We start from the raw sequence: 24,209 nt of genomic DNA on the forward strand, positions 1-24,209 counted from the left end.
GGCCGCCGCGGCGGGAGTTCAGCCGGGCCGGCCCGCCCGGCACGGAGCGGAGGCCGGCAGCCGGCCGGTGAAGTACGAGCGGGGCGGGACGCCCATCAGAGCGCGGAAGTCGGACGTCATGTGCGCCTGGTCGTAGTAGCCGGTGGCCGCGGCGAGTTCGGCCCAGGGCGCGGCCGTGGCCTGGCCGATGACCGTGCGGACACGGTCGATACGGGCATAGTGCTTCGGGGAGACACCGACGCCCTCGGTGAACAGATTGCGCAACTGGCGCTCGCTCACGGCGAGTTCCCGGGCGACCTCCCGCACCTGGGCGGGTGCCCGGTCCGCATGGACCGACAGCGCGTCGACCCCCGCCCGCAGCAGGGCCGTGCGGGCGGGGTCCACGGCGGCGGACAGCAGCTCGGGCAGCGCCCGGGCGAGGTGCGGCACCGCCTCGCGCGGGTCCAGCCACCGCAGCTCGCCCGCGAGCCGGCGGGCCGCCCGGCCCGGCAGCTCGTCCAGCGCCACGACGCGGCCGGCCAGCTCGGCCGCCGGCACACCGAGCAGGGGACGGGCCGTGCCCGGTGCGAGGCGCAGTTCCACACAGGAGACATGGGCCTTGCCCTCGTAGTAACCGGCGCGCACCCGCGGCCCGACGGCCAGCACATCGCGGTGCCCGCCCGGCCCCACGCGGAGCACCACCTTGGTGACCGCGTCGGGAAGGTGGACGAAGGCCTCGTCGGCCGGCTCGGTGAAGGACACGGTCCGCACCCCGGCGATCCAGGGACGCAGGACCTCGGGCGTGGTCGGGGCCTGTTCGGCGGTGGTGTTCGGCACCCCTCCACGGTACGGGCGCCGCACCGGCTTCCGGCCGGCCCGATCGTGCCGGAATTTCCAAGAGCCGGGACCGCCGCCGGGAGCACCGTGGTCCTCATGATTCTGGTGACGGGTGCCACGGGCACCATCGGACGTGACGTGGTACGACAGCTCGCGGCGCGCGGTGAGAAGGTGCGCGCCCTGACCCGCGACCCGGCGGGGGCCCGGGTGCCCGCCGGGGTGGAGGTGGTGCGCGGGGACTTCCTCGACCCCGGCTCCCTGGAGGGTGCCATGGCGGGGGTGACGGCCGCGTTCCTGGCGGGTCCGCCCGGGCCCGAGGCCGGGCGGCACGATACCGCGCTGGTCGCGGCGGCCGGTGCGGCGGGTGTGCGGCGGCTGGTGAAGCTGTCCGCCATCGGGACGGGAGAGGCCGGAGTCGGTCCGTCCGGCACCTGGCACACGGACGGGGAGCGGGCCGTGGCGGAGAGCGGGGCCGCATGGACGGTCCTGCGGCCGTCGTCGTTCGCCTCGAACACCCTGAGCTGGGCGGAGGCGGTCGGCCGGGACGAGCCGGTGCCCAACCTGACCGGTGACGGGGCGTCGGGCGTCATCGACCCGCGCGACATCGCGGAGGTGGCGGTGCATGCCCTGCTCGACGGCCGGCACGCGGGGCGGACGTACACCCTGACCGGGCCCGAGGCGATCAGCGCCCCGCAACAGGCCGCCGTCCTCGCCTCGGTCCTCGGCCGTCCGGTCGGGACCCGGGACCTGTCGCCCGACGAGACCCGTGCCTTCCTGCGCTCGGCCTGGGGCTTCGACGAGGTACGGGCGGAGGGCGTGCTGACCGGTGTCGGCTACGTCCGCGCCGGCCGCAACGCGCTGGTCACCGAGGACGTGCCCGAGACGCTGGGCAGGCCGGCCCGGTCGTTCCGGGAGTGGGCGGAGGACCACAGGGAGGCCTTCACGGCCGGTTAGCCGGCGCTCCCGCGCCGTGCCGCCGAGGCACCCGTCGGCCGGCAGCACGGTGGCCGCCGCACCGCGCGGGGCCCCGTGCCGACAGGCCCGGCATCAGCAGACCGGTGGCGATCGCCACCGTGACGACGGTGCCGTCCAGGAGCGTCATCAGTGTGCCCGCCACAGCACGGCGAGCCACGGCCGGCGGGGGTATGTTCGTGAAGGTGCCACCGTTGCCGGTGACGGACTGTTCTCGATCGCGGCCGACCTGGCTCCCCGTTCCTCATCGTGCACCTCGGTGCACGATGTGCGACGGAGTCCACCGTGGGTGACCATGGAGGCTGGCGTAAGGAGACAGTCGGATGTCCCGGAGGAACACCGGTGTTACCGTCCAGGCCGTGGACGCGCACGCCTGCCCCGTCCGTGAGGTTCTCGACAGGGTGGCCGGCAAGTGGAGCGTGCAGATCCTCGTCGCGGCCGCCCGCGGACCGCTGCGCTTCACGGAGCTGGAGCGCGGCATCGAGGGCATCAGCCGCCGCATGCTCACGCTGACCCTGCGCAACCTGGAGCGCGACGGCCTGGTCACCCGCACCGTGCACCCGACGGTGCCGCCGAAGGTGGAGTACGAACTCACGCCGGTCGCCCACGAGTTGCACGAGACGCTGCGGCGCCTGACCGACTGGGCCGAGGAGAACCGGGTGTACATCGCCGAGGCGCGGGCGGCCTACGACGCCGAGCACCAGCCCGAACTGCTCGACGCGTAGGCCCGGGGGGCGGCCGGAGGCCTACGGCCCCGGGTGCGGTCGGAAGCCGAGGACCCCGGGTGCGGTCGGAAGCCCAGGAACCCGGGGTGCCGTCAGAAGCCCAATAACCCCGGGGCCGTCAGAAGCCCAAGAACCCGGGGGCCGTCAGAAGCTGAAGAAGTGGGGGTCTTTCGCCAGCTCCCTGAACACCTCCCCGGGGTGGGCGAGCAGCTTCCGCTCCCGCAGGTTCATCAGGCCGCACACCGCGGTGACCTCGGCGGCCACCGTGCCGTCCGTCTTGCGTATCTCCTGCAGGATCCGGAAGGTCTTGCCGCCGCCCCACTCGAACTCGCAGGTGACGTCGGCCTCGTCCCCGGCGAGCAGCTCGCGCCGGTAGCGGACGGTCGTCTCCAGCGTCACCGGGCCCACACCGCGGCCGACGAGCTGGGTCTGGCCGGTTCCGGCGGCCTGGAGCAACGACCAGCGCGCGTGCTCGGCGTAGTTGAGGTACACCGCCTGATTGAGGTGCCCCTGTGCATCGGTCTCGTAGCCGCGGACGCTCACACGGACGGAAAACGGTTCGGACACTGCTTGCCCTTCTCACGTTCGGATCTCCGGTCCACCGATCTTGGCACGCGCCTCACACCCGGCGCGGCGAGGCCAGCAGATAGCGCACCCGGGTGCGCGGCTCCCTGTACGCGCCGGTCTGCCAGCCCGCCCGCTCCAGCGTGACCGCGCAGACCCGCAGCGTCTCCTCGTCCGGTCCGTGCACGGCGACCGCCTCCGGCTGCGGGGTCGCCCGCACCCGGTAGCCGTCGTCGTCCGGGCCCGCCGGGCGGTGCCCGGCCGCCTCCAGGGCGAGTGCGGCGGCCCGCACCAGGTGCGTCCGCTCCCAGCCGCACGGGCGGTCGGTGGCCCCGCCGGGGTTGGTCATCCGGCGCAGCTCCAGCAGCCCCTGCCAGGCGCTGTGCACCTCACGCAGCCGGGCCGGACCGGACGAGGGGGTCGGTGGCTCCTCCTCGCCGCCGACACGCGCCGCGAACACCCCTGCGGAGGGTGCGGGCTCGGCCGGGGCCTCGGGCACCGCCTCCCGTGTCCGGTGCCCCGCAGGAGTGAGGAAGTGATCGTGCGGCGGCCGCGGATGGCGGAAGGCGAGGCCCCGCTTCACCAGCGCGACCAGCTGTGCCTCCGTACCGCGCAGCCGGCCGGTGACCGGGTCGGCGGCATCGATCACCTGCCGCTGCGCGGCGGTCGGCGGTCGGCTCACGGCGTGCTCCCTCCGGTGCGTCGGGGCCCTGGAACCGCCGGGCGGACGGCTCGTTCGAAGCGTACGACCGGGGTCTGACAACGCTGACAACGCACCGGCGACCGAGGACCGGAGGCCCCGTTGCGGAGCCACGGAAAAGGCAAGGGAGGGCTGGACGGGACCGGGGAGGTGGTTCAGTCGGGTGGCCGGATGTTCCAGCCCGCCACCACCGGCCGGTCGTGCTCGGTGCCCAGGCGGCACAGCGTGCCCGTCGCCAGCTGGAAGAGGGCACCGTGCTGCGGGGACAGGCCGAGGCGCCGTGCGGCCAGGACGCGCAGGAAGTGGCCGTGGGCGACCAGGACGACGCCGCCCTCGGTGCCGGCGAGCGTCGCGTCCACCTTGCCCAGCATCCGGTCGGCCCGCTCTCCGACCTGCTCCGGGGTCTCCCCGGGATGCTCGGGCGGCCCCGGCGCGACCCCGTCCGTGAACAGGAACCAGCCGGGCCGGGTGCTCTGGATCTCCACGGTGGTCACACCCTCGTAGCCGCCGTAGTCCCATTCGTGCAGGTCGGCGTCGACCCGGGCGTCGTGGACGCCGATGAGGCCGGCGGTCTCCCGGGCCCGTTGCAGGGGGCTGACGAAGGCGGCGCCGATCCGTTGCGAGCGGATCAGCGGCACCAGCCGGCGCGCCTCCTGCCGCCCGTGCTCGGTCAGGGGCACGTCGGTCCAGCCGGTGTGCCGTCCGGACCGCGACCACTCGGTCTCGCCGTGCCGGACGAGAAAGAGGTCACCCATGTCAGCGCCCTTCCCGCTCGACTGTCGGGCACGCCCGCCTTCAGGCACCGTGCCACACGGCGCCCGGGGCCCGCGGGGCGGACTGGGCCGGACGGGTGGTCACCACGGCCGCGCCGTACCCCGGGGTTTGACGAGCACCGGGGAGCACGGGGGCCCGGCAGCGGCGCGTCCCGGGGCACTCCCTAAGGTCGGGGCATGACTGAGGACTGGCGCAAGGACCGGATCGGCAGCGCTCTCCGGGGGGAGAACCCCACGGTGCTGCGGCGCCTGGACGCGGGGTTCGCGGTGATCGGGGACGTCCAGTTCCTGCCCGGCTATTCGGTGCTGATCGCGGACGATCCCGCCGTGGGACGGCTGTCGGACCTGCCGAAGGCCGCACGCATGCGGTTCCTGGACGGCATGGACCGGCTCGGCGAGGCCGTCGAGTGTGCGTGCAAGCGCCTGGACCCGGCCTTCCGGCGGGTGAACCTGGAGATACTCGGCAACACCGACGCGTTCCTGCACGCGCACGTGTGGCCCCGGTACGAGTGGGAGCCGGCCGAACTCGTGGGCCTTCCGGTGTGGCTGTACCCACGACGGACGTGGAGCGACGACAGTCATCTGCTCGGTCCGCGTCACGATGCCCTGCGCGCGGCGATCGGCGAGGAGCTGGACCGGCTCGCGCAGTGAGTCCTCAGGGCCGCCGGGGGTGTGACCGGTGGGGCCCGGTGTGGCGGGGCCGAGCACGGTGGCGCCGAGTGTGGTGGAGCCGGTGGGGCCGGCCGTGTCCGGGCCGGTGGGCCCGGCCCCGGCCCGGGCCGCCCGGTCACTGCCGGTATCCGCCGAGGAACCGCCCGATCCGTCCGATCGCCGCTTCCAGGTCGTCCGCGTGGGGCAGGGTGAGGATCCGGAAGTGGTCGGGGGCCGGCCAGTTGAAGCCCGTACCCTGCACGACCTGGATCTTCTCGCGCAGGAGGAGGTCCAGGACGAACTTCTCGTCGTCGTGGATCCTGTGGACCTTGGGGTCCAGGCGCGGGAAGGCGTACAGCGCGCCCTTGGGCTTCACGCACGACACCCCGGGAATCTCATTGAGCTTCTCCCAGGCCACGTTCCGCTGCTCGTACAACCGCCCGCCGGGCGCGGCGAGTTCGCGGATGGACTGGCGGCCGCCCAGCGCGGCCTGGATGGCGTACTGCGCGGGAGCGTTGGGGCACAGCCGCATGGAGGCCAGCATGGTCAGGCCCTCCAGGTAGTCCCGGGCGTGCTGCTTCGGACCGGTGACGACGAGCCAGCCGGAGCGGAAGCCCGCCACCCGGTACGTCTTCGACAGGCCGCAGAAGGTGAGGACCACCAGGTCGGGAGCGAGGGCCGCGGCCGAGTGGTGGACGGCGTCGTCGTACAGGATCTGGTCGTAGATCTCGTCGGCGAAGACCATCAGGCCGTGACGGCGCGCCAGGTCGAGGATGCCCTCCACGACCTCCTTCGGGTAGACCGCGCCCGTCGGGTTGTTGGGGTTGATGATGACCACGGCCTTGGTGCGGTCGGTGATCTTCGACGCCATGTCGGCCAGGTCCGGGTTCCACTCGGCCCGCTCGTCGCACACGTAGTGCACCGCCTTGCCGCCGGCCAGGGTCGTCGCGGCCGTCCAGAGCGGGAAGTCCGGCGCCGGGATGAGGATCTCGTCGCCGTCCTCGACCAGTGCCTGCACGGCCATGGACACCAGCTCCGAGACGCCGTTGCCGAGGTACACGTCGTCGACGCCCACCTCCAGGCCCAGGCTCTGGTAGCGCTGGGCGACCGCACGGCGGGCGGAGAGGATGCCGCGGGAGTCCGTGTAGCCGTGCGCCTGCGGGAGCATCCGGATCATGTCCTGGAGGATCTCCTCGGGCGCCTCGAAGCCGAACAGCGCGGGATTGCCGGTGTTCAGGCGCAGCACGCTGTGGCCCGCCTCCTCCAGCGCGTTGGCGTGCTCGATCACCGGGCCGCGGATCTCGTAACAGACCTCGCTGAGCTTGTTCGACTGCCGGAATTCCATGCGTCCCTCCGGAAACTTGTGTTGCTTGGTTTTACCAAGTGGGAGCTTGGAAAGTCCAACAACATGTCTAGACTGCGTCCCATGCCACCTCGCCGAAGCTACGACCAGTACTGTTCCGCAGCCCGCGCCCTCGACCTCGTCGGCGACCGCTGGACCCTGCTGATCGTCCGGGAACTGCTCGCCGGCCCCCGCCGCTACACGGACCTGCACGCGGACCTGCCCGGGGTGAGCACGGACGTCCTCGCCTCACGGCTGAAGGACATGGAACGGGACGGGCTGACCACCCGGCGGCGGCTGCCTCCGCCGGGCGCGGCCTATGTGTATGAACTCACGGAGCACGGAAGCCGGTTGCTGCCCGTCCTGCAGGCGCTGGGCGAGTGGGGGCAGGCCGAGCTGGGTGAGCGGCGGCCCACGGACGCCGTGCGCGCCCACTGGTTCGCCCTGCCCCTGCTGCGGGCCATCGAAGGCGAAGGGCTCGTCGAAGTCGGTCTGGAGGAGGGGGACTTCCATCTGCGCGTCGGCGCCAGGCGCGGAGCGGTCTACGGCGACGGACCGGCGCCCGGCGGGGCGGACGCCCGGCTCGTCATGGACGCCGGGACCTGCGCGGCCGTCGCCCGCGGCGATTGCACCCTGCCGGAGGCGGTCCGCGCCGGACGGGTCACCGTCACCGGTGACGGCACGCTCGCGAAGGCGCTGCGGGAGGCCTGAAAAGGCAGAAGGCCCGCCGGGTGGGCGGGCCTTCGAACGACTCGGGCGCTCAACGGCACCGTCGGCGGGCCTTCGGACGCCTCAGACGATCGGCGCTACCATGGGCGGCCCTTCGGACGCCTCAGGCGTTCGGCGGTACCCGGGACGGCCGCCCCGAGCCGCGCGTGAGCGCGTACCCGCCGATGCCCGCGAGCGCGGCCAGCACGCCGCCCACCGCGGTCCACACCCAGCGGTCGGTCCACCAGCCGGACGACCAGCCGTCGTCGGGCTTGATGCTGGAGAGCACCGCGGGCTTCGAACCGTCCTGCTCCGCCTTGGACTTGACCGCCACACCCGGAACGAGCGGCTCGGCCAGCGAGCCGTCCACCGCCGCCGAGCCGCCGATGTCCTTGGAGTCCACCCGCACCTCGGTGCTCACCGGCAGTCCGAGGTCGGCGGAACCGGCGAGGTTGTCCATCACCGTCAGCCGTACGTAGTACGTGCCCGGCAGCGGGTCGTTGGCCCACGGCTCCGACCAGGCGCGCACCGTGCGCAGCACACAGGTCAGCTCGACCGAGGACGCCTCCTGCGCGGCGGCGCGGGTGGCCGCGCCGTACTGGCAGGCCTGGCGGCGGCGCAGACCGTCGTACACGTCGATCTGCCAGGTCTGCACCCCGTGCGTCCGGGGCAGTTTCACGGTCGCCTTGACGGTCGGGCGCTGCCCGGCGTCGGCGGCGAAGGACCAGTACAGGTAGTCACCGGTGGAAGCGGACGCGGTGGCCGGCTGCCCCTGCTCGATCCCGGTCGCCGTACGGAACGACGTGCCCGCCTGCGTGGGCGCCCTGCCGTCGTCCGAGGCGCTCGGCGACGGGGAGGCGTCGGCCGCCGCAGGCCCGGCGGCCAGCCCGAGCGCCAGCAGCGCGGCACCCAGCACTCGTGTGATACGCATCAGTTCGTCCTCCAGACCGCGACCCGCCAGCGCGACAGCCAGCCCCACAGCAGACCCGCCACGAAGCCGGTCAGCACCAGTGCGCCGAGCAGCCACCAGCCGCGCCCGAGGCCGAAGGAGGCCACGTCGCTCGCCTTGTCGGGGCCGTCCACGACATCGACGGTCAGCTCCAGCGGCAGTCCCGGCGTCGTCTTGACGCCCGAGGCGGCCGAGTAGGAGTTGGTCACCTGGAGGCACACGGTCTCGGCGGTGGCGTTGTCGTCGTCGCTCTCGGCCTTCGGGTACCTGAGACCCGTGGAGATGACGTCCGTACGCCCGTTGCCCGCCGCCTCGCCGCGCACGATCTCCCGGCCGTGCACGGTCACCGCCCGCAGCAGCACCCCGTAGTCGGGGTTGACCGTCCGGTCGTCCGCCACGCTCACCGAAGCCCGCAGCTCCTGGCCGGGCTTGACGTCCACCTTGTACCAGCGCTGCCGCCCGAACTCCTCGCGGTCCGTGTACAGCCCGGACTTGAGCGACGGGGCGTCGGTGCACTGGTCCGCGCCCTCCGCGGCCACCGGAGTCACCACCGGATCGGCGGCCCGGTCCACCAACTGTCCTACGCGGTCGGTCAGTTCTTCCTTGTGCTGCACGGAGGTGTAGGTGCCGCCGGTCGCGTGGGCGATGCAGCTGAGCTGGTTGCGGGTCTTGGCGTCCGGCACCAGGCCCAGCGTGTCGATGGTCAGCCCGATGCCCTTGGCCGCTATCTCGCGGGCGACTTCGCAGGGGTCGAGCGGCTGGCAGGTGTCCTCGCCGTCGCTGATCAGGACGATACGGCGGGTGCCGTCGCCGCCGTCGAGGTCGGCGGCCGCCTTCAGCAGCGCGGGACCGATGGGCGTCCAGCCGGTCGGCGCCAGCGTGGCCACCGCGGTCTTCGCCTCGGTCCGGTTCAGCGGGCCGACCGGGTAGAGCAGCTCGGTGTCCTTGCAGCCCGTCCTGCGGTCGTTGCCGGGGTAGTTGGCGCCCAGCGTACGGATGCCGAGCCGGACCTCCTGCGGCGTCGCGTCGAGCACCTCGTTGAACGCCTGCTTCGCGGCCGCCATCCGCGAGCCGCCGTCGATGTCCCGCGCCCGCATGGAACCGCTGACGTCCAGGACGAGTTCGACCTTCGGAGCGGCCTGTTCCGTCTCATCGGCCACAGCCGGGCCCGGGAACGCGAGCCCGGCCGTCAGGGCGGCGAGCAGAGCGCAGACGCCCGCCGCCAGCCGTTGTCTTCTGATCATCGGTGGATCTTATTGATCTCGGGCGCCGGGCTCCAACACGAGCGGGTTCGGCAGCGAGGTCCACTGGTCACCGGGGGTGTCCGGGGAGAGCCGCATCAGCGTCAACGCCTTCGCCGGGACGGGACCTTCGAGCAGGGCCGCCAGATCGGGGGTGCGGGGCAGACCGGGTACGGCGGCCGCCAGCGCGGCCCCGAGCGCCGGGCCCGAGCCCGCCGTACCGGCGAGTGCGCCCGCCACGAGGGAGCCGAACAGCTTGCGGCGCAGAACCGTCTCGTCGTCGGTGATGAGCCGGCCGGTCAGGTCGGGCGGGGTGATGCCGTGGCGGGAGAGACGGGCGGGGCTGATGCGGATGTCGGCGAGGTCGCGGTAGACGAGACGCAGGGGCGTGCGGTCGGCCGAAAGGACCACCAGGAGGTTCTGGCCGTGGGCCTCCAGGGCCACCCCGAGGTCCAGCAGGCGCAGACCGGCCGTGAGGGCGAGGCGGGCGAAGGCGGCCAGCCAGGCGGGGGACTCGGCAAGAGCGGTGGCGGGGAGCGCGGCCACCGGCAGGACCCGCTCGTCCGCCCCCGCGTACTGCTCGGGAGACTCGCGCAGCAGCGCGGCCAGATCGGGGGAGTGGGCGGTGGCCGCGCCGAGGGTGCGGGTGATGTGCAGCAGCCCGTCCGTGCGCGCGGCCAGGTCCGTGGCGAAGGCCGACAGGGCCGCGGACGCCCCGACCGAGTACGTGGAGATGTCCCGTACCGAGGAGGTGAGCCGGGCGCTGAGCGCGGTCTTCACATGCGGGCCGCCGGGCAGGGCCAGCGTGCGCAGCGACATCAGCGGGTGTGCGGGGCGCCAGGGGGCGTACGACCGCTTGAGCACATGGGCCGCCTGCCAGGGGTGCACCGGCAGCAACAGGTCGTCCCCGTCCCGCAGTTCCTCCGGCCACGCTCCGGACACCAGGCACTCGGCGGCCGGCACGGCGACCGTCCCCAGCTCGACCACCGGGCGGTGCTCCGGGCCGTACGCCAGCTGGTCCGCCACCGACAGCCCCGGCCGGGAACGGCAGTTGGGGTGGAAGGGATGGCCGTCGACCACCCGCTGTTCCCACTCCCACTCCCGCTCGGACCACCCCTTCGGGTGATCCGCATCGGCCCGGGACAGCGCCAACGAGGCCACGCTGTGCCCGAGTTCGACCGCGAAGCCCGCCGCGTGCGGCACCGCGAGGTCGGTCATCAGCCGCGCGGGATCCTCGTAGCGCTCGCGGTCCAGGCGGACGGCGGTGACGTGGTCGGCGGTCGCGTACGGGTCCGCGTACGGGCCGTGCAGGGTCCGGCCGTCGGCCAGCCGCAGGGCGAGACCGTGTGCCCCGCGCACCCTGCCGGTCACCCACGGCAGCGGCTCGTGGGCGAGCCCACGCCACAGGCGGGTCAGCACCGCCGCGCGGGCACCCGGCAGCTCGGCCGAGTACCGGGGCAGCAGGCCGGGCCGGACGGCGGCCAGCTCCTCGGCGGTCTCGGCCTCGGCGGTGGGGGACTGATACACGGTCGGTCTCCTCGGGAACGGCGGCGCGGGGCACGATTGTCCGGGACGAAAGACATACTGTTCGCTCGGGCCCCGGACGAAGAACGAATGGATCGCGTGGACCTCAACCCACCCACCGGCATCGTCGGACAGCGTGCCGACGCCTATGCGGCCGCCCCCCTGCTCAACTGCCTGCTGCGGGAGGTCGCCCAACCGCTCCCGGACCCCGGCGAGCGGCCTGCCTACCGGCTGCCCGGCACCGGCCGCCTGCTGCGCGTGCGCCCCGGACGGCGGCCGGCCGACCCCGAGGTGCACGCCGCCGGGGCCTGGCGCCGCCTCGGCCACACCGAACTGGTCAAACTGGTCGCCGAGGAACTGCGCCGGCACACCGGGCAACCGGGCGGCGACCTGCCCGCCGAGATGATCGACAGCCGGGACGCGGTCGCCGCGCTGCTCGCCGCGCGCGCCGCGGCGACGCCGCCCGAGGACCCCTACCTGCGCTCCGAGCAGTCCCTGATCACCGGTCACCCCTGCCACCCCGCCCCCAAGGCGCGCGGCGGCGGCCCGGTCGCGGCCTGGCTTCCGTACGCCCCCGAGGCGTACGCGCACTTCCCGCTGGTGCTGCTCGGCGTCCGCGAGGACCAGATCGCCGAGGAGGGCGACACCCGCGCCCTGGACTCCCTCGGCACGGCCCCGCCCGGCTACCGGCTGCTTCCCGCCCACCCCTGGCAGCTCGGCCTCGTCGCCGACGACCTCGCCCCCGCCTTCGCCGACGGCCGCCTCGTCCGGCTCGGCGACACCGCCTTCGACACCTGGCCGACGGCGGCGATCCGCACGGTGTACGAAGCCGGGCGCGACCTGTTCCTGAAGTTCAGCCTCGATGTGCGCATCACCAACGACATCCGCCGCCTGTGGCGCCACGACCTGCTGAAACTGCGCCGCACCGACACGGCCGCGACCGCCGCCTTCGCCGCCGTGGGACGACCCGCGGCCTGGCTGGGCGACCGCGGCTACCGCACGGCCGCCTTCGCCTTCGAGGAGCTGGCCGTGCTCGTCCGGGACGGGCTGCGCGGCCACCTCCTGGAAGGCGCCACCCCGCTGCTCGCGGCCGGGCTCGCCGAGGGTTTCGAGGGCAGTCCGCTGGCCGCCACGGCCGATCCGCAGGCCTGGTGGGAGGCGTACCTGCGGCAGGTGATCCCGCCCGCCCTCAGGGCGTTCGACGAGCACGGGGTCGTCGTCGAGGCGCATCTGCAGAACACCCTGGTCGCCGTCGACCCGGCCGGCACGCCCGTACAGGCGCTGTTCCGGGACGCCGAGGGCGCCAAGGTGCTGCCCGACGTCTCCCGTGCCGCCGGCTGGGAGCGGCTGGTGTACTGCCTGGTCGTCAACCACCTCGCCGAGATCGCCGCCGCCCTCGCCGAACACCACCCGGGCCTCGACCCCTGGCCCGCCGCCCGCCGCGAACTCGCCCGCCACGACCTGCCCGAGATCCCGGCCCTGCTCGCCGCGCCCACCCTGCCCGGCAAGACCAACCTGCTGCTGCGCTGGACGGACGCGGACGGCGCCGACGCCCGCTATCTGCCCCTGCCGAACCCGCTGCTGGGTGAGTGAGCGAGGCCGACACGGCGACACGGCGCACGCCGGGCACGACGGGCACCGGCGCCCTGCCGCACTCCTCGACCGCGGTCACGCCCGGTTACCATGCACACGTGATGCCGGAGGGCGGAGACCAGGGGCGCCGCCCCGTCAGTGACGGATCCCCGGGTCGCACCAGGTTGGGGTTGGCCATGGATGGCAGGACAGCGGGGCCATGGAGCCCGGGACCATGCTGAGAGAGGTCGCCGCGACCCGCTACGTCGAACCCCTGCACTCCGGCGGCTCCGTCCCCGGCGTCGTCGAGGCCGACGACCTCGGCACCTACGTCGTGAAGTTCACCGGCTCCGCGCAGGGACACAAGGCGCTGGTCGCCGAGGTGATCGTCGGCGAACTCGCCCGCGCTCTCGGCCTGCGCTTCCCGGAGCTGGTCCTCGTCCACTTCGACCCGGCCATCGCCGCGGACGAGCCGCACCAGGAGGTGCGCGAGCTGCACGGCGCGAGCGCGGGGGTCAACCTCGGCATGGACTACCTGTCCGGCGCCGCCGACTTCACGCCGGAGATCGCCGAGGCCTTCCCGGTGGATCCCGTGGAGGCGGGCAGGATCGTCTGGCTCGACGCCCTGACCGTCAACGTGGACCGTACGGTCCACAGCTCCAACCTGATGGTCTGGCCGACGCTCGGCACCGCGCCCCCGCGCCTGTGGCTCATCGACCACGGCGCCGCCCTCGTCTTCCACCACCGCTGGGACACCACCACCCCGGGCAAGAGGTACGACTTCCGCCATCATGCGCTCGGCCACCACGCCCCCGACGTGCGGGCCGCCGACGCGGAACTGGCTCCCCGGGTGACCGAGGAGCTGCTGCGCGGGATCGTCGGCGAGGTGCCGGATGCCTGGCTCGCCGAGGACGCCGGATTCGCTGCCCCCGACGACGTCCGGGCCGCCTACGTCGACTACCTCCTCGCGCGCGTACGACTGTCCGAGGAGTGGCTGCCCACGGACTTCCCGAACCGGGAGGAACTCGCGGCCGAGGAGGCCGACCGCGCGGCCAGGACCCGGCAGGGCCGCCCGGCCTGGCTCAAGCAGGTCCCCGATCTGCATGGCAAGCCGGGGGCGGAACAGGACTGGTCGGTACACCTGGGATGAGGACCACCCGATGATACAGCGCGTCCAGATCGAGTACTGCACCCAGTGCCGCTGGCTGCCCCGCGCGGCCTGGCTGGCGCAGGAGCTGCTCACCACCTTCGAGACCGAGCTGACCGAACTGTCGCTCAAGCCCGGCACCGGCGGCGTCTTCGTCGTCCGGGTGAACGACGAGGTCGTCTGGGACCGCCGCGAGCAGGGCTTCCCGGAGCCCACGGCGGTGAAGCGGGCCGTACGCGACCGAGTGGCCCCGGGAAAGTCCCTGGGCCACTCGGAGGGAACCTCGTAAGCCTCAGCCCTTGAGCTGCTCTCACGCCGTATGGGTCAGCCCCTGAGCTGCTCCTTCGCCGTAAGGGTCAGCCCTTGAGCTGCTCGTACGCCGGCAGGGTGAGGAAGTCGGCGTAGTCCTCGTCGAGGGAGACCTGCAGCAGCAGGTCGTGCGCCTCCTGCCAGTGACCGGCCGAGAAGGCCTGCTCGCCGAGCTCCTTGCGGATCGCGTCCAGCTCCTCGGCGGCCACCTTGCGGGCCAGCTCCGGGGTGGCCCTGTCGCCGTTCTCGAACTCGACGCCCGCGTTGATCCACTGCCAGATCTGCGAGCGGGAGATCTCGGCGGTGGCCGCGTCCTCCATCAGGTTGAAGATGGCGACCGCGCCGAGCCCGCGCAGCCACGCCTCGATGTACCGGATGCCGACCTGGACGGCATTGACGAGCCCGTTGTACGTCGGCTTCGCGGCCAGCGAGTCGATCGCGATCAGGTCGGCCGCCTCGACGTGGACGTCCTCGCGCAGCCGGTCCTTCTGGTTCGGCCTGTCGCCGAGGACGCGGTCGAAGGACTCCAGGGCGATCGGGACCAGGTCCGGGTGGGCGACCCAGGAGCCGTCGAAGCCGTCGTTCGCCTCGCGGTCCTTGTCGGCGCGGACCTTCTCGAAGGCGACCTTGTTGACCTCGGGATCCTTGCGGGAGGGGATGAAGGCCGCCATGCCGCCGATCGCGTGCGCACCGCGCTTGTGGCAGGTACGGACGAGGAGTTCGGTGTACGCCCGCATGAACGGGGCGGTCATCGTCACCGCGTTGCGGTCCGGCAGGACGAACCTCGGCCCGCCGTCACGGAAGTTCTTCACGATGGAGAACAGGTAGTCCCAGCGGCCCGCGTTCAACCCGGAGGCGTGGTCGCGGAGTTCGTAGAGGATCTCCTCCATCTCGTACGCCGCCGTGATCGTCTCGATCAGGACGGTCGCGCGGACGGTGCCCTGCGGGATGCCGACGTAGTCCTGCGCGAAGACGAACACGTCGTTCCACAGCCGGGCTTCGAGGTGCGACTCGGTCTTGGGCAGGTAGAAGTACGGGCCCTTGCCGAGGTCCAGCAGGCGCTGGGCGTTGTGGAAGAAGTAGAGGCCGAAGTCGACGAGGGCGCCGGGGACCGGCTTGCCGTCGGCGTCGACGAGGTGGCGCTCGTTCAGGTGCCAGCCGCGCGGGCGCATGACGACGGTGGCGAGTTCCCCGGCCGGGCGCAGGGCGTACGACTTGCCGGACGCCGGGTCCGTGAAGTCGATGCTGCGGGTGTAGGCGTCGCCCAGGTTGAGCTGGCCGAGGACCACGTTCTCCCAGGTGGGGGCGGAGGCGTCCTCGAAGTCGGCGAGCCAGACCTTCGCGCCCGAGTTGAGCGCGTTGATGGTCATCTTGCGGTCGGTGGGGCCGGTGATCTCGACGCGCCGGTCGTTCAGCGCGGCCGGGGCCGGGGCGACCTTCCAGGAGGTGTCCGCGCGGACGGCGGCCGTCTCCGGGAGGAAGTCGAGCGTGGAGGTGCGGGCGATCTCGGCGCGGCGCTCGGCCCGGCGGGCGAGGAGTCCGTCACGGCGCGGGGTGAACCGCCGGTGCAGCTCCGCCACGAAGGCGAGCGCCGCGTCGGTGAGGACCTCCTCCTGCCGGGGCAGGGGCTCGGCGTCGACGATGGCCAGCGGAGACGGCGCTGGTGCGGACATGAGCTGTCACTTCCTTCAGCGGTGGCACCGGGTGCCAGGAGGCACGAATAGGGCAATCAGCGCCCGCTGTACGGTCGGACGCTTCTGAACAGTGGATAGTAGTTTCCTCATCGTGGAACCTCAATGGTTTGTTGATATCGAGATTCTCTGGGTCGAGGCAAGGTGGCGCTCAGTGCCACCCCGTTCACTCAAGGTGGCTCAGATCGGCCTCGGTGTCGATGTCGTACGGCGCGGCCACGTCCGCGCACTCCACCAGCCGGATCGCCGCCGCATGCTCCTTCAGGTAGGCACGTGCTCCGCGGTCACCGGTGGCCGTCGCCGCGATGCCCGGCCAGTGCCCCGCGCCGAAGAGCACCGGATGCCCGCGCACACCGTCGTACGCCGCCGAGACCAGTGATTTCTCGTCCTCGTAGGCACCGAGTACCCGGGCCACGGCCGCCGGCCCGATCCCCGGCTGGTCGACCAGGCTCACCAGGGCGGCGCGTGCGCCCGTGCCGGCGAGCGAGCCGAGTCCGGCGCGCAGGGAGGAGCCCATGCCCTCGGCCCAGTCGGGGTTGTCCACGAGGACGCAGCCGTTCAGCTCGGCGCGCGCCCGGACCTCGTCGGCCTTCGCTCCGAGCACCACGTGGATCCGCCCGCATCCGGCCGCCCGCAGCACTCCGACCGCGTGTTCGACCAGGGGGCGCCCCCGGTGCTCCAGCAGCGCCTTGGGCCGCCCGCCGAGCCGTCTGCCGCCGCCCGCGGCGAGCAGCAGTCCGGCGATCTCCTGGTATCGGTCCTGCTTGTCCGTCATGCGTCCTGCATACCTGACGCGGAACGCGGCGGCCCGCTTCCTTGGGCTGAATTTCGGCCCGTGCGGTGGCGCTGCCGCACGGGGTGGCGTTAACTGACCCGCGCACGAGGGAGCGCCAGGGGGGAGAGCTGTGTTGCGGAGCTTGGGACAGAGGCCAGTGACCGGCAGCGACGAGGACCCGAGGGTGGCGGAACTGCGGACCGCGGTGTCCCGGCTGCGCCGCGAACTCGCCGCGTTGCCGTCCGAGTTCCCCGACCGCGGCATAGCCGAGGACGAACTGGCCACACTCGCGGCGATGGCCGCCGGCGGTCTGCCGGAGATCCCCCGCCTGCGCAGGTCCCTGCTGCTGATCGCAGGAGCGATCGGCTCGGTCAGCGCACTGTCACGAAGCCTCTCCGGCGTACGCCAGGCGGTAGACCTGTTCGGAGAACCACCGAGAACGTGAAGACCCCGGTCACATCGTCAGGGGCGCGGGGAACTGCGCGATCGGCCACGACGCTCCCGCAGGTGACGCATCTGTAGGGGGAGTCGCCGAGAGCCTGAGAGCCCCGGTTGCACGGTCAGGGGCGCGGGGAACTGCGCGATCGGCCCCGACGCTCCCGCAGGTGGCGCATCTGTCGAGAGAACCACCGAGGACTTGAATGCCCCGGTCACATCGTCAAGGGGCGCGGGGAACTGCGCGAACGGCCCCGACGCTCCCGCAGCCGCTCACGCACCGTAGACCAGCCCCGACCTGCTTTTGCCGGCCTTCCCGCTATGCGCCGGAGCTGGCCAGCGCCTGCGACAGCTCAAGGGCCACCTGCTGCAGCACCGGCACGATCTTGTCCGTGGCCTCCTCGGTGACCCGCCCGGCGGGCCCGGAGATCGAGATGGCCGCCATGGTGGGGGAGTCCGGCACGGACACCGCGAGGCACCGCACCCCGATCTCCTGCTCGTTGTCGTCGACCGCGTACCCGAGCCGCCGCACGTCCGCCAGCGCCGCCAGGAACCCCTCCGGCGTGGTGACGGTCTTCTCCGTCGCGGCCGGCATCCCCGTCCGGGAGAGCAGCGCCCGCACCTCGTCATCGGGCACACCGGCCAGCAGCGCCTTGCCCACCCCCGTGGAGTGCGGCAGCACCCTCCGGCCCACCTCGGTGAACATCCGCATCGAGTGCTTCGACGGCACCTGCGCCACGTACACGATCTCGTCGCCGTCCAGCAGCGCCATGTTCGCCGTCTCGCCGGTCTCCTCCACCAGGCGCGCCAGGTACGGCCGCGCCCAGGTGCCGAGCAGACGGGAGGCGGACTCGCCGAGGCGGATCAGCCGCGGGCCGAGCGCATACCGCCGGTTCGGCTGCTGGCGTACGTAACCGCAGGCCACCAGCGTGCGCATCAGCCGGTGAATGGTGGGCAGCGGCAGCCCGCTGGACGCGGACAGCTCGCTCAGGCCGACCTCACCGCCCGCGTCCGCCATCCGCTCGAGCAGATCGAAGGCACGCTCCAGGGACTGGACCCCGCCGCTGGCGGTGGACTTGGCGGAGTCGGTGGTGCTGGCGTCGGACGTCGGCACGGCGCGTTCCTTTCGGGACTGGCAAGAAGGTCAGAAGCCTACCCGGCAGTCGGTTGACTCCCTGCTCGTACGTAACTACGTTCTGCCTGCCGGAATTGTAATTCCGCTTTGTGGAAACGTCTAGAGTAGACGCCTGTCCGTACCGCTCAGAAGTGTGCCTCTTGACGACGGGATGGCGGGAGTGAAGACTCCTTCAACAGAACGTTGAATTCCGTTACGTGGGTGTACATCCCGTTTTCCGGAGATAAAACGGTGGCAGAGAGAGGGGTTCGGGTGTCCGACGCTGAACTGGTGCTGCGCTCGACGCGCGTCATCACTCCGGAAGGGACGCGGGCCGCCACGGTCACCGTGTCCGCCGGCACGATCACGGCCGTACTGCCGTACGACGCCGAGGTCCCGGCCGTGGCACGTCTGGAGGACCTCGGCGACCACGTCCTGCTCCCCGGTCTGGTCGACACCCATGTGCACGTCAACGACCCCGGCCGCACCGAGTGGGAGGGCTTCTGGACCGCCACGCGCGCGGCGGCGGCCGGCGGCATCACCACCCTGATCGACATGCCGCTCAATTCCCTCCCGCCGACCACCACGGTCGAGAACCTGCGGATCAAGCAGCAGGTCGCCACCGACAAGGCGCACATCGACGTCGGCTTCTGGGGCGGCGCCCTGCCCGACAACGTCAAGGACCTGCGCCCGCTGCACGACGCCGGGGTCTTCGGTTTCAAGGCGTTCCTGTCGCCGTCCGGCGTGGACGAGTTCCCGCACCTCGACCAGGATCAGCTCGCCCAGTCCCTGGCGGAGACGGCCGGCTTCGACGGCCTGCTGATCGTGCACGCCGAAGACCCGCACCACCTCGCCGCCGCCCCGCAGCACGGCGGCCCCAAGTATGCGGACTTCCTGGCCTCCCGCCCGCGCGACGCCGAGGACACGGCCATCGCGAGCCTCGTCGCGCAGGCGAGGCGCCTGCAGGCGCGCGTGCACATCCTGCACCTGTCCTCCAGCGACGCGCTGCCGCTCATCGCCGCCGCCCGCGCCGAGGGTGTACGCCTCACCGTGGAGACCTGCCCGCACTACCTCACCCTGACCGCCGAGGAAGTACCGGACGGCGCAAGCGAGTTCAAGTGCTGCCCGCCCATCCGCGAGGCCGCCAACCAGGACCTGCTCTGGCAGGCCCTGGCCGACGGCACCATCGACTGCATCGTCACCGACCACTCGCCCTCCACGGCCGACCTGAAGACCGACGACTTCGCCACCGCGTGGGGCGGCATATCGGGCCTGCAGCTCAGCCTGCCCGCGGTGTGGACCGAGGCCCGCAGGCGCGGGCACGCTCTGGAGGACGTGGTCCGCTGGATGTCCGTGCGGACGGCCGGCCTCGCCGGTCTCGGCGCGCGCAAGGGCGCCATCGAAGCCGGCCACGACGCCGACTTCGCGGTCCTCGCCCCCGACGAGACCTTCACCGTCGACCCGGCAGGCCTCCAGCACCGCAACCGGGTCACCGCGTACGCCGGCAAGACCCTCCACGGCGTCGTGAAGTCCACCTGGCTGCGCGGCGAGCGCATCTTCGCGGACGGTGAGTTCACCGAGCCGAAGGGCCGTCTGCTCACCCGCCCCCGGTAAGCCCCCGCTGCCCCCGGCACCCCGCCGACTATGGAAAGGAACCCCTGATCACCGTGACGGCGATACCCAGCTTCACCGGCGACGCGAACCCCTACGGAGGCGGCGACCCGTACGCGGACTACCGCACCGCCGACTTCCCCTTCACCCAGTACGCCAACCTGGCCGACCGGCAGCTCGGCGCCGGGGTCATCGCCGCCAACGACGAGTTCTTCGCCCAGCGCGAGAACCTGCTGGTGCCCGAGCGGGCCGAGTTCGACCCCGAGCACTTCGGGCACAAGGGCAAGATCATGGACGGCTGGGAGACCAGGCGCCGGCGTGGCGTGTCGGCCGAGCACCCGTGGCCGACGGCCGAGGACCACGACTGGGCGCTGGTCCGCCTCGGCGCGCCCGGCGTGATCCGCGGCATCGTGGTCGACACGGCCCACTTCCGCGGCAACTACCCGCAGGCGGTGTCGATCGAGGGTGCGTCGGTACCGGGTTCCCCGTCCCCGCAGGAGCTGCTGGGCGACGACGTGAAGTGGACGACGCTGGTACCGCGCACGCCGATCGGCGGTCACGCGGCCAACGGCTTCGCCGTCTCGGTCGAGCAGCGCTTCACGCACCTGCGCGTCAACCAGCACCCCGACGGAGGCATCGCCCGCCTGCGCGTCTACGGCGAGGTCGTACCCGACCCCGAGTGGCTGGCGGTCCTCGGCACCTTCGACGTGGTCGCCCTGGAGAACGGCGGCCAGGTCGAGGACGCCTCCAACCTCTTCTACTCCCCGGCCACCAACACCATCCAGCCGGGCCGCTCCCGCAAGATGGACGACGGCTGGGAGACCCGCCGCCGCCGCGACCAGGGCAACGACTGGATCCGCTACCGGCTGGCCGCCCAGTCCCAGATCCGCGCGATCGAGATCGACACGGCGTACCTGAAGGGCAACAGCGCCGGCTGGGCCTCCGTGTCGGTGCAGGACGGCGAGGGCGGTGCCTGGACCGAGGTCCTCCCGCGCACCCGGCTGCAGCCCGACACCAACCACCGCTTCGTGCTGCCGCAGCCGGCCGTCGGCACCCACGCGCGCGTGGACATCTTCCCCGACGGCGGCATCTCCCGCCTGCGCCTGTTCGGCACCCTGACGGAGACGGGCGCAACCGCCCTGTCCGCCCGCCACCAGGAACTGGGCGCCTGACCCTTCACCTCTCTCGGCCCACCGCCTACCCGACCCGACCCGACGATCCAAGAACCGAACCAGCCCCGCCAATCGCGTCGGCACCCTTGTGCCCGGCTGCGCCGACCCACGGGTCTGGTGGGGTGCGAGGAAGCGGTGTGTCGGTTTCTGGCGCCGGACGGCCTGTCCGTGCCGCTGTGAGGTGGCGGCCGCCTGCCCCCCCCGTGCCCGACTGGGCGCGGGGGGCAGGTCGTTGGCCTCCGGCTCGGCTTGGCTCTTCCGTTCTCATGGGATGGCTGTGCCCGCCCGGTCACTTGGCTGGCCACTCGGCCGGCCGTGCGGGTGGCTGTGCCCGTCCGGCCGGCCGCGCGACGGGGTGCGCGGGCGGTACGCCGGTTCGCACCTTCGCTCGGCCGTTCGAGATCCGGTTCTCGGCGTACCGAGGTCCGCTTCTCGGCGTACCGAGGCCCTTCGCGGCTTACCGAGACGGCTGGGCGGGTGGGCAGAGTTGCCCGGTAGGGCTATGCCGCGTGCCCGCCGTCCACCGCGAACTCCGCTCCCGTGACGTACTCCGCCTCCGGCCCCGCCAAGTACGCGACCATGGACGCCACTTCATCCGCCGTCCCGAACCGGCCCACCGCCGTCATCGCCGCCTGCGCCCCCGCATACGGCCCGTCCGCCGGATTCATGTCCGTGTCCGTCGGCCCCGGATGCACGATGTTCGCGGTGATCCCGCGCTCACCCAGCTCCCGCGCCAGCGCCTTCGTCAGCCCCACCAGCGCCGCCTTGCTCATCGTGTACAGCGTCCCGCCCGGCCCCGGCACCCGCTGCGTCATGCACGTACCCACCGTGACGATCCGCCCGCCCGCCGGCATCGCCGCGGCAGCCGCCTGGGAGGCGAGGAAGACCCCGCGCACGTTCACCGCGAGGACCCGGTCGACGTCCTCCAGCGTGAGCGTCGGCAGCGGGCCCAGCAGACCCACCCCCACGTTGTTCACCAGCACGTCGAGGCCGCCGTGCACCTGTGCCGCGCGCTCCACCGCGCCCGCCGCCTCCCCGGGGTCGGCCGAGTCCGCGCGCAGGGCCACCGCCCGGCGCCCCATCGCCCGCACGGCCCGTACGACATCGTCCGCCGCCTCCTTGCCGTTGACGTAGGTCACGGCCACGTCCGCGCCCGCGCGCGCGAGCCGCAGGGCGACCGCCGCCCCGATGCCCCGGCTGCCCCCGGTCACCAGGGCCGCCTTGCCGTCGAGAGCCCGGTGGGCCTGGGTCGTCTCCGTCACGTTCATCGTGTTCATCGCATTCATCGTGGTGGTCGGGTTCATCGTGGTGGACGGGTCCGTCGCACCGGTCGAGTCGATGCCGTTCGCCTCATTCGCATCGATCGCGCCATTCGTCTCATTCGAGGCGTCTGCCGTATTCATCTCGTTCGTCGTGTTCGGCATGCGTCCATCCCACCGGCCCGGCGCTCCGTCCGCTGGCGGCGAACGGACACCGAATCCGCCCGTAGCCGGAACTCTTCGCTCCACCTCCCGCGTTCTCCCCGCGTGACCCTTCAGCAAGAGATCGTCGGCAACGCCATGCAGATGGCGGTCGTCAACCTGCACCCCGGCCAGACCGTGTACTGCGAGGCGGGGAAGTTCCTGTTCAAGACGACGAACGTGACCATGGAGACCCGGCTGTCCGGCCCGTCGGGCAACGGTCAGCAGCAGAGCGGCGGCGGTGGCGGCATGGGCGGCATGCTCCGCCAGGCCATGGGCACCGCCATGCAGGTCGGCCAGCGCATGCTGGCCGGCGAGTCGCTGGCGTTCCAGTACTTCAGTGCCCAGGGCGGCGAGGGCACGGTCGGCTTCGCGGGCGTGCTGCCCGGCGAGATGCGCGCTCTGGAGCTGGACGGCAGGCGTGCGTGGTTCGCCGAGAAGGACGCCTTCGTCGCGGCCGAGTCCACCGTCGAGTTCGGCATCGCCTTCCAGGGCGGCCGCACCGGCATGAGCGGCGGCGAGGGCTTCATCCTGGAGAAGTTCACCGGGCACGGCACGGTGATCATCGCGGGCGCGGGCAATTTCATCGACCTCAACCCGGCGGACTTCGGCGGCCGGATCGAGGTGGACACCGGCTGTGTGGTCGCCTTCGAGGAAGGCATTCAGTACGGCGTTCAGCGCGTCGGCGGCCTCAACCGCCAGGGCATCATGAACGCCGTCTTCGGCGGCGAGGGCCTGTCCCTGGCCACCCTGGAGGGCAACGGCCGGGTGATCCTGCAGTCCCTCACCATCGAGAGCCTCGCCAATGCCCTGAAGAAGGCCCAGGGCGGCGACAAGCAGGGCCCGACCGGCGGACTGTTCTCGACGCACACCGGCTGAACCGATGAGCTGAGGCCGCGAGCGGGGTCTGTACCGATGGCAACGGACCCCGCGCCCGGAAGAACGCACCCGCCATGGGCAAGCTCGTCTCCACCGTGTTCGTCACACTCGACGGCGTCCATCGGGCGCCCGGCGGCCCCGAGGAGGACCCCGGCGGCGACTTCGGTCAGGGCGGTGGCCGGGGCCCTGCTGGGCAGCTCTGGGCGTGGGCAGTCGCCCGCTCCGCGACACGTGCGAGGAGTCCCGCCATGTCCGACTGCACCCCGACCGCGCCGGTGCTGGAGCCCGCCGCGGCCGAGTTCGCCGCCGCCGCCACCGCCAACCCGCCCTACCTGTTCGACCCCGGACCGGCCGAGGGCCACAAGGCCGTCGACGAGGTCCAGTCCGGCGGACGTCGCCGCGCCGCAGGTGGACGAGGAGTGGGTCACCGTTCCGGGCGGCCCGACCGGCTCGGTCCGCACCCGGATCGTCAAGCCGGCCGGCGCCACCGGCACTCTCCCCGTGATCGTCTACATACACGGCGCGGGCCGGGTCTTCGGCAACGCCCACACCCACGACCGCCTGGTCCGCGAACTCGCCACCGGCGCCGGGGCGGCCGTGGTCTTCCCGGAGCACGACCTGTCCCCGGAGGCCCGCTGCGCGCCACCACCGATCAGCTCACCGGCCTGTCCCCGGCTCCGGTCGTCACCGGCGAGGCCGACGTCCGGCGCGACGAGGGCGAGGCCTACGCCGACAAGCTCCGCGCCGCCGGCGTCCCCGTCACCTCCACCCGCTGCCAGGGCGTCATCCACGACTTCGTGATGCTCAATGCCCTGCGCGGCACCCATGCGGCCGAGGCCGCGATCAGCCAGGCCGTCACCGTTCTGCGCCGGGCGTTCGGCACCGAATGACCACGTGTGCCGGTCCGGCCCCGGCCGGCCCGGACCGGACCAACAGGCGCCGGCCGCACCGGACATGAGGGCCGCACTTCACTGAAACGCGACGCACCGACACGCCGCCGATCATCCAGCGGGACGAACACGCCAGGACGAACGCCCGCGGGAGGCCGTGACCAGGGCGTACGTTGCCCGGTGCGGCAC

At 72.6% G+C, this 24,209-nt stretch carries 23 protein-coding genes and 1 pseudogene; 12 read left to right on the forward strand and 12 right to left on the reverse strand.

What is annotated here, in order from left to right; genetic code table 11:
• Positions 1–18: 18 nt before the first annotated feature.
• The gene (locus tag ACZ7P3_RS38095; RefSeq protein WP_472088857.1) at positions 19–816 is read right to left on the reverse strand and encodes an AraC family transcriptional regulator; all 798 of its coding nucleotides are present in this window, start codon (positions 814–816) and stop codon (positions 19–21) included.
• Between the two features lie 96 nt (positions 817–912).
• Here ACZ7P3_RS38095 and ACZ7P3_RS38100 point away from each other — a divergent pair, with 96 nt between their 5' ends.
• Positions 913–1,770: an NAD(P)H-binding protein gene (locus tag ACZ7P3_RS38100; protein WP_472088858.1), complete on the forward strand. Its 858-nt coding sequence runs from the start codon at positions 913–915 to the stop codon at positions 1,768–1,770.
• A 341-nt stretch (positions 1,771–2,111) separates the two neighbouring features.
• Positions 2,112–2,513 (forward strand): winged helix-turn-helix transcriptional regulator, encoded by a 402-nt coding sequence (locus ACZ7P3_RS38105; RefSeq protein ID WP_472088859.1) that lies wholly within the window; start codon positions 2,112–2,114, stop codon positions 2,511–2,513.
• Positions 2,514–2,657: 144 nt separating this feature from the next.
• Here ACZ7P3_RS38105 and ACZ7P3_RS38110 read toward each other — a convergent pair whose 3' ends face one another.
• The 3 genes from ACZ7P3_RS38110 to ACZ7P3_RS38120 all read right to left on the reverse strand — a co-directional run bounded on the left by ACZ7P3_RS38110 (position 2,658) and on the right by ACZ7P3_RS38120 (position 4,532).
• Positions 2,658–3,080, reverse strand: coding sequence for an acyl-CoA thioesterase (locus ACZ7P3_RS38110; RefSeq protein ID WP_472088860.1), 423 nt, complete (start codon positions 3,078–3,080; stop codon positions 2,658–2,660).
• 52 nt (positions 3,081–3,132) lie between these two features.
• On the reverse strand, positions 3,133–3,759 hold the full coding sequence (locus ACZ7P3_RS38115; protein WP_472088861.1) for a hypothetical protein: 627 nt from the start codon (positions 3,757–3,759) through the stop codon (positions 3,133–3,135).
• 173 nt (positions 3,760–3,932) lie between these two features.
• Entirely contained in the window at positions 3,933–4,532 is a 600-nt protein-coding gene (locus ACZ7P3_RS38120) for a histidine phosphatase family protein (protein WP_472088863.1), read from the reverse strand.
• 195 nt (positions 4,533–4,727) lie between these two features.
• On the opposite strand from ACZ7P3_RS38120, the gene ACZ7P3_RS38125 reads away from it, so the two are divergent.
• Entirely contained in the window at positions 4,728–5,201 is a 474-nt protein-coding gene (locus ACZ7P3_RS38125) for an HIT family protein (protein ID WP_472088864.1), read from the forward strand.
• A 136-nt stretch (positions 5,202–5,337) separates the two neighbouring features.
• Here the strand turns inward: ACZ7P3_RS38125 and ACZ7P3_RS38130 are convergent, their stop codons facing one another.
• Positions 5,338–6,546, reverse strand: coding sequence for a pyridoxal phosphate-dependent aminotransferase (locus ACZ7P3_RS38130; protein ID WP_472088866.1), 1,209 nt, complete (start codon positions 6,544–6,546; stop codon positions 5,338–5,340).
• Between the two features lie 81 nt (positions 6,547–6,627).
• Between ACZ7P3_RS38130 and ACZ7P3_RS38135 the strand changes: the two genes are divergently transcribed.
• Complete coding sequence (locus ACZ7P3_RS38135) at positions 6,628–7,254, forward strand: winged helix-turn-helix transcriptional regulator (protein ID WP_472088868.1); 627 nt, start codon at positions 6,628–6,630, stop codon at positions 7,252–7,254.
• Between the two features lie 121 nt (positions 7,255–7,375).
• Here the strand turns inward: ACZ7P3_RS38135 and ACZ7P3_RS38140 are convergent, their stop codons facing one another.
• The 3 genes from ACZ7P3_RS38140 to ACZ7P3_RS38150 are packed head-to-tail and all read right to left on the reverse strand — an operon-like array spanning position 7,376 to position 10,968.
• Positions 7,376–8,182 carry a hypothetical protein gene (locus ACZ7P3_RS38140; protein WP_472088870.1) on the reverse strand — a complete coding sequence of 269 codons (807 nt, stop codon included), beginning with the start codon at positions 8,180–8,182 and terminating at the stop codon, positions 7,376–7,378.
• The gene (locus tag ACZ7P3_RS38145) at positions 8,182–9,444 is read right to left on the reverse strand and encodes a VWA domain-containing protein (RefSeq protein ID WP_472088872.1); all 1,263 of its coding nucleotides are present in this window, start codon (positions 9,442–9,444) and stop codon (positions 8,182–8,184) included. Before ACZ7P3_RS38145 ends, ACZ7P3_RS38140 begins: the two co-directional genes overlap by 1 nt.
• A gap of 9 nt (positions 9,445–9,453) precedes the next feature.
• Positions 9,454–10,968 (reverse strand): IucA/IucC family protein, encoded by a 1,515-nt coding sequence (locus ACZ7P3_RS38150; RefSeq protein WP_472088874.1) that lies wholly within the window; start codon positions 10,966–10,968, stop codon positions 9,454–9,456.
• A gap of 87 nt (positions 10,969–11,055) precedes the next feature.
• Between ACZ7P3_RS38150 and ACZ7P3_RS38155 the strand changes: the two genes are divergently transcribed.
• From ACZ7P3_RS38155 to ACZ7P3_RS38165, 3 genes are all read left to right on the forward strand, one after another.
• Entirely contained in the window at positions 11,056–12,558 is a 1,503-nt protein-coding gene (locus ACZ7P3_RS38155) for an IucA/IucC family protein (RefSeq protein WP_472088876.1), read from the forward strand.
• Between the two features lie 214 nt (positions 12,559–12,772).
• Positions 12,773–13,687 (forward strand): HipA family kinase, encoded by a 915-nt coding sequence (locus ACZ7P3_RS38160; RefSeq protein ID WP_472088878.1) that lies wholly within the window; start codon positions 12,773–12,775, stop codon positions 13,685–13,687.
• A gap of 10 nt (positions 13,688–13,697) precedes the next feature.
• On the forward strand, positions 13,698–13,973 hold the full coding sequence (locus ACZ7P3_RS38165; RefSeq protein ID WP_472088879.1) for an Rdx family protein: 276 nt from the start codon (positions 13,698–13,700) through the stop codon (positions 13,971–13,973).
• Positions 13,974–14,040: 67 nt separating this feature from the next.
• On the opposite strand, the gene aceB is transcribed toward ACZ7P3_RS38165, so the two are convergent.
• Positions 14,041–15,666 (reverse strand): malate synthase A, encoded by a 1,626-nt coding sequence (gene aceB / locus ACZ7P3_RS38170; RefSeq protein WP_472088880.1) that lies wholly within the window; start codon positions 15,664–15,666, stop codon positions 14,041–14,043.
• Positions 15,667–15,850: 184 nt separating this feature from the next.
• The gene (locus tag ACZ7P3_RS38175; protein ID WP_472088882.1) at positions 15,851–16,459 is read right to left on the reverse strand and encodes a nucleotidyltransferase family protein; all 609 of its coding nucleotides are present in this window, start codon (positions 16,457–16,459) and stop codon (positions 15,851–15,853) included.
• Between the two features lie 130 nt (positions 16,460–16,589).
• On the opposite strand from ACZ7P3_RS38175, the gene ACZ7P3_RS38180 reads away from it, so the two are divergent.
• Positions 16,590–16,904 carry a DUF5955 family protein gene (locus ACZ7P3_RS38180; RefSeq protein WP_472088884.1) on the forward strand — a complete coding sequence of 105 codons (315 nt, stop codon included), beginning with the start codon at positions 16,590–16,592 and terminating at the stop codon, positions 16,902–16,904.
• Between the two features lie 309 nt (positions 16,905–17,213).
• Here ACZ7P3_RS38180 and ACZ7P3_RS38185 read toward each other — a convergent pair whose 3' ends face one another.
• Positions 17,214–18,008 carry an IclR family transcriptional regulator gene (locus ACZ7P3_RS38185; protein WP_472088885.1) on the reverse strand — a complete coding sequence of 265 codons (795 nt, stop codon included), beginning with the start codon at positions 18,006–18,008 and terminating at the stop codon, positions 17,214–17,216.
• A 273-nt stretch (positions 18,009–18,281) separates the two neighbouring features.
• Between ACZ7P3_RS38185 and allB the strand changes: the two genes are divergently transcribed.
• A complete protein-coding gene (gene allB / locus ACZ7P3_RS38190) occupies positions 18,282–19,622 on the forward strand; it encodes an allantoinase AllB (protein WP_472088886.1) in 1,341 nt (446 codons plus the stop codon).
• Positions 19,623–19,675: 53 nt separating this feature from the next.
• On the forward strand, positions 19,676–20,791 hold the full coding sequence (gene alc, locus ACZ7P3_RS38195) for an allantoicase (protein ID WP_472088888.1): 1,116 nt from the start codon (positions 19,676–19,678) through the stop codon (positions 20,789–20,791).
• A 500-nt stretch (positions 20,792–21,291) separates the two neighbouring features.
• Here alc and ACZ7P3_RS38200 read toward each other — a convergent pair whose 3' ends face one another.
• Positions 21,292–22,059, reverse strand: a complete 768-nt coding sequence (locus tag ACZ7P3_RS38200; RefSeq protein WP_472089011.1) for an SDR family oxidoreductase — start codon at positions 22,057–22,059, stop codon at positions 21,292–21,294.
• A gap of 258 nt (positions 22,060–22,317) precedes the next feature.
• Here ACZ7P3_RS38200 and ACZ7P3_RS38205 point away from each other — a divergent pair, with 258 nt between their 5' ends.
• Positions 22,318–23,130, forward strand: coding sequence for an AIM24 family protein (locus ACZ7P3_RS38205; protein ID WP_472088889.1), 813 nt, complete (start codon positions 22,318–22,320; stop codon positions 23,128–23,130).
• A gap of 248 nt (positions 23,131–23,378) precedes the next feature.
• A pseudogene (locus ACZ7P3_RS38210) lies at positions 23,379–24,020 on the forward strand (alpha/beta hydrolase).
• The last annotated feature ends 189 nt before the right edge of the window (positions 24,021–24,209 follow it).

The organism is Streptomyces sp. NPDC107581, assembly GCF_055657175.1.

Coding starts and splice junctions, on each gene's coding strand:
- ACZ7P3_RS38100 (WP_472088858.1), top strand. CDS start 913: ATGATTCTGGTGACGGGTGCCACGGGCACCATCGGACGTGACGTGGTA.
- ACZ7P3_RS38105 (WP_472088859.1), top strand. CDS start 2,112: ATGTCCCGGAGGAACACCGGTGTTACCGTCCAGGCCGTGGACGCGCAC.
- ACZ7P3_RS38120 (WP_472088863.1), bottom strand. CDS start 4,532: ATGGGTGACCTCTTTCTCGTCCGGCACGGCGAGACCGAGTGGTCGCGG.
- ACZ7P3_RS38125 (WP_472088864.1), top strand. CDS start 4,728: ATGACTGAGGACTGGCGCAAGGACCGGATCGGCAGCGCTCTCCGGGGG.
- ACZ7P3_RS38130 (WP_472088866.1), bottom strand. CDS start 6,546: ATGGAATTCCGGCAGTCGAACAAGCTCAGCGAGGTCTGTTACGAGATC.
- ACZ7P3_RS38135 (WP_472088868.1), top strand. CDS start 6,628: ATGCCACCTCGCCGAAGCTACGACCAGTACTGTTCCGCAGCCCGCGCC.
- ACZ7P3_RS38140 (WP_472088870.1), bottom strand. CDS start 8,182: ATGCGTATCACACGAGTGCTGGGTGCCGCGCTGCTGGCGCTCGGGCTG.
- ACZ7P3_RS38145 (WP_472088872.1), bottom strand. CDS start 9,444: ATGATCAGAAGACAACGGCTGGCGGCGGGCGTCTGCGCTCTGCTCGCC.
- ACZ7P3_RS38155 (WP_472088876.1), top strand. CDS start 11,056: ATGGATCGCGTGGACCTCAACCCACCCACCGGCATCGTCGGACAGCGT.
- ACZ7P3_RS38160 (WP_472088878.1), top strand. CDS start 12,773: ATGCTGAGAGAGGTCGCCGCGACCCGCTACGTCGAACCCCTGCACTCC.
- ACZ7P3_RS38165 (WP_472088879.1), top strand. CDS start 13,698: ATGATACAGCGCGTCCAGATCGAGTACTGCACCCAGTGCCGCTGGCTG.
- aceB (WP_472088880.1), bottom strand. CDS start 15,666: ATGTCCGCACCAGCGCCGTCTCCGCTGGCCATCGTCGACGCCGAGCCC.
- ACZ7P3_RS38175 (WP_472088882.1), bottom strand. CDS start 16,459: ATGACGGACAAGCAGGACCGATACCAGGAGATCGCCGGACTGCTGCTC.
- ACZ7P3_RS38200 (WP_472089011.1), bottom strand. CDS start 22,059: ATGAACGTGACGGAGACGACCCAGGCCCACCGGGCTCTCGACGGCAAG.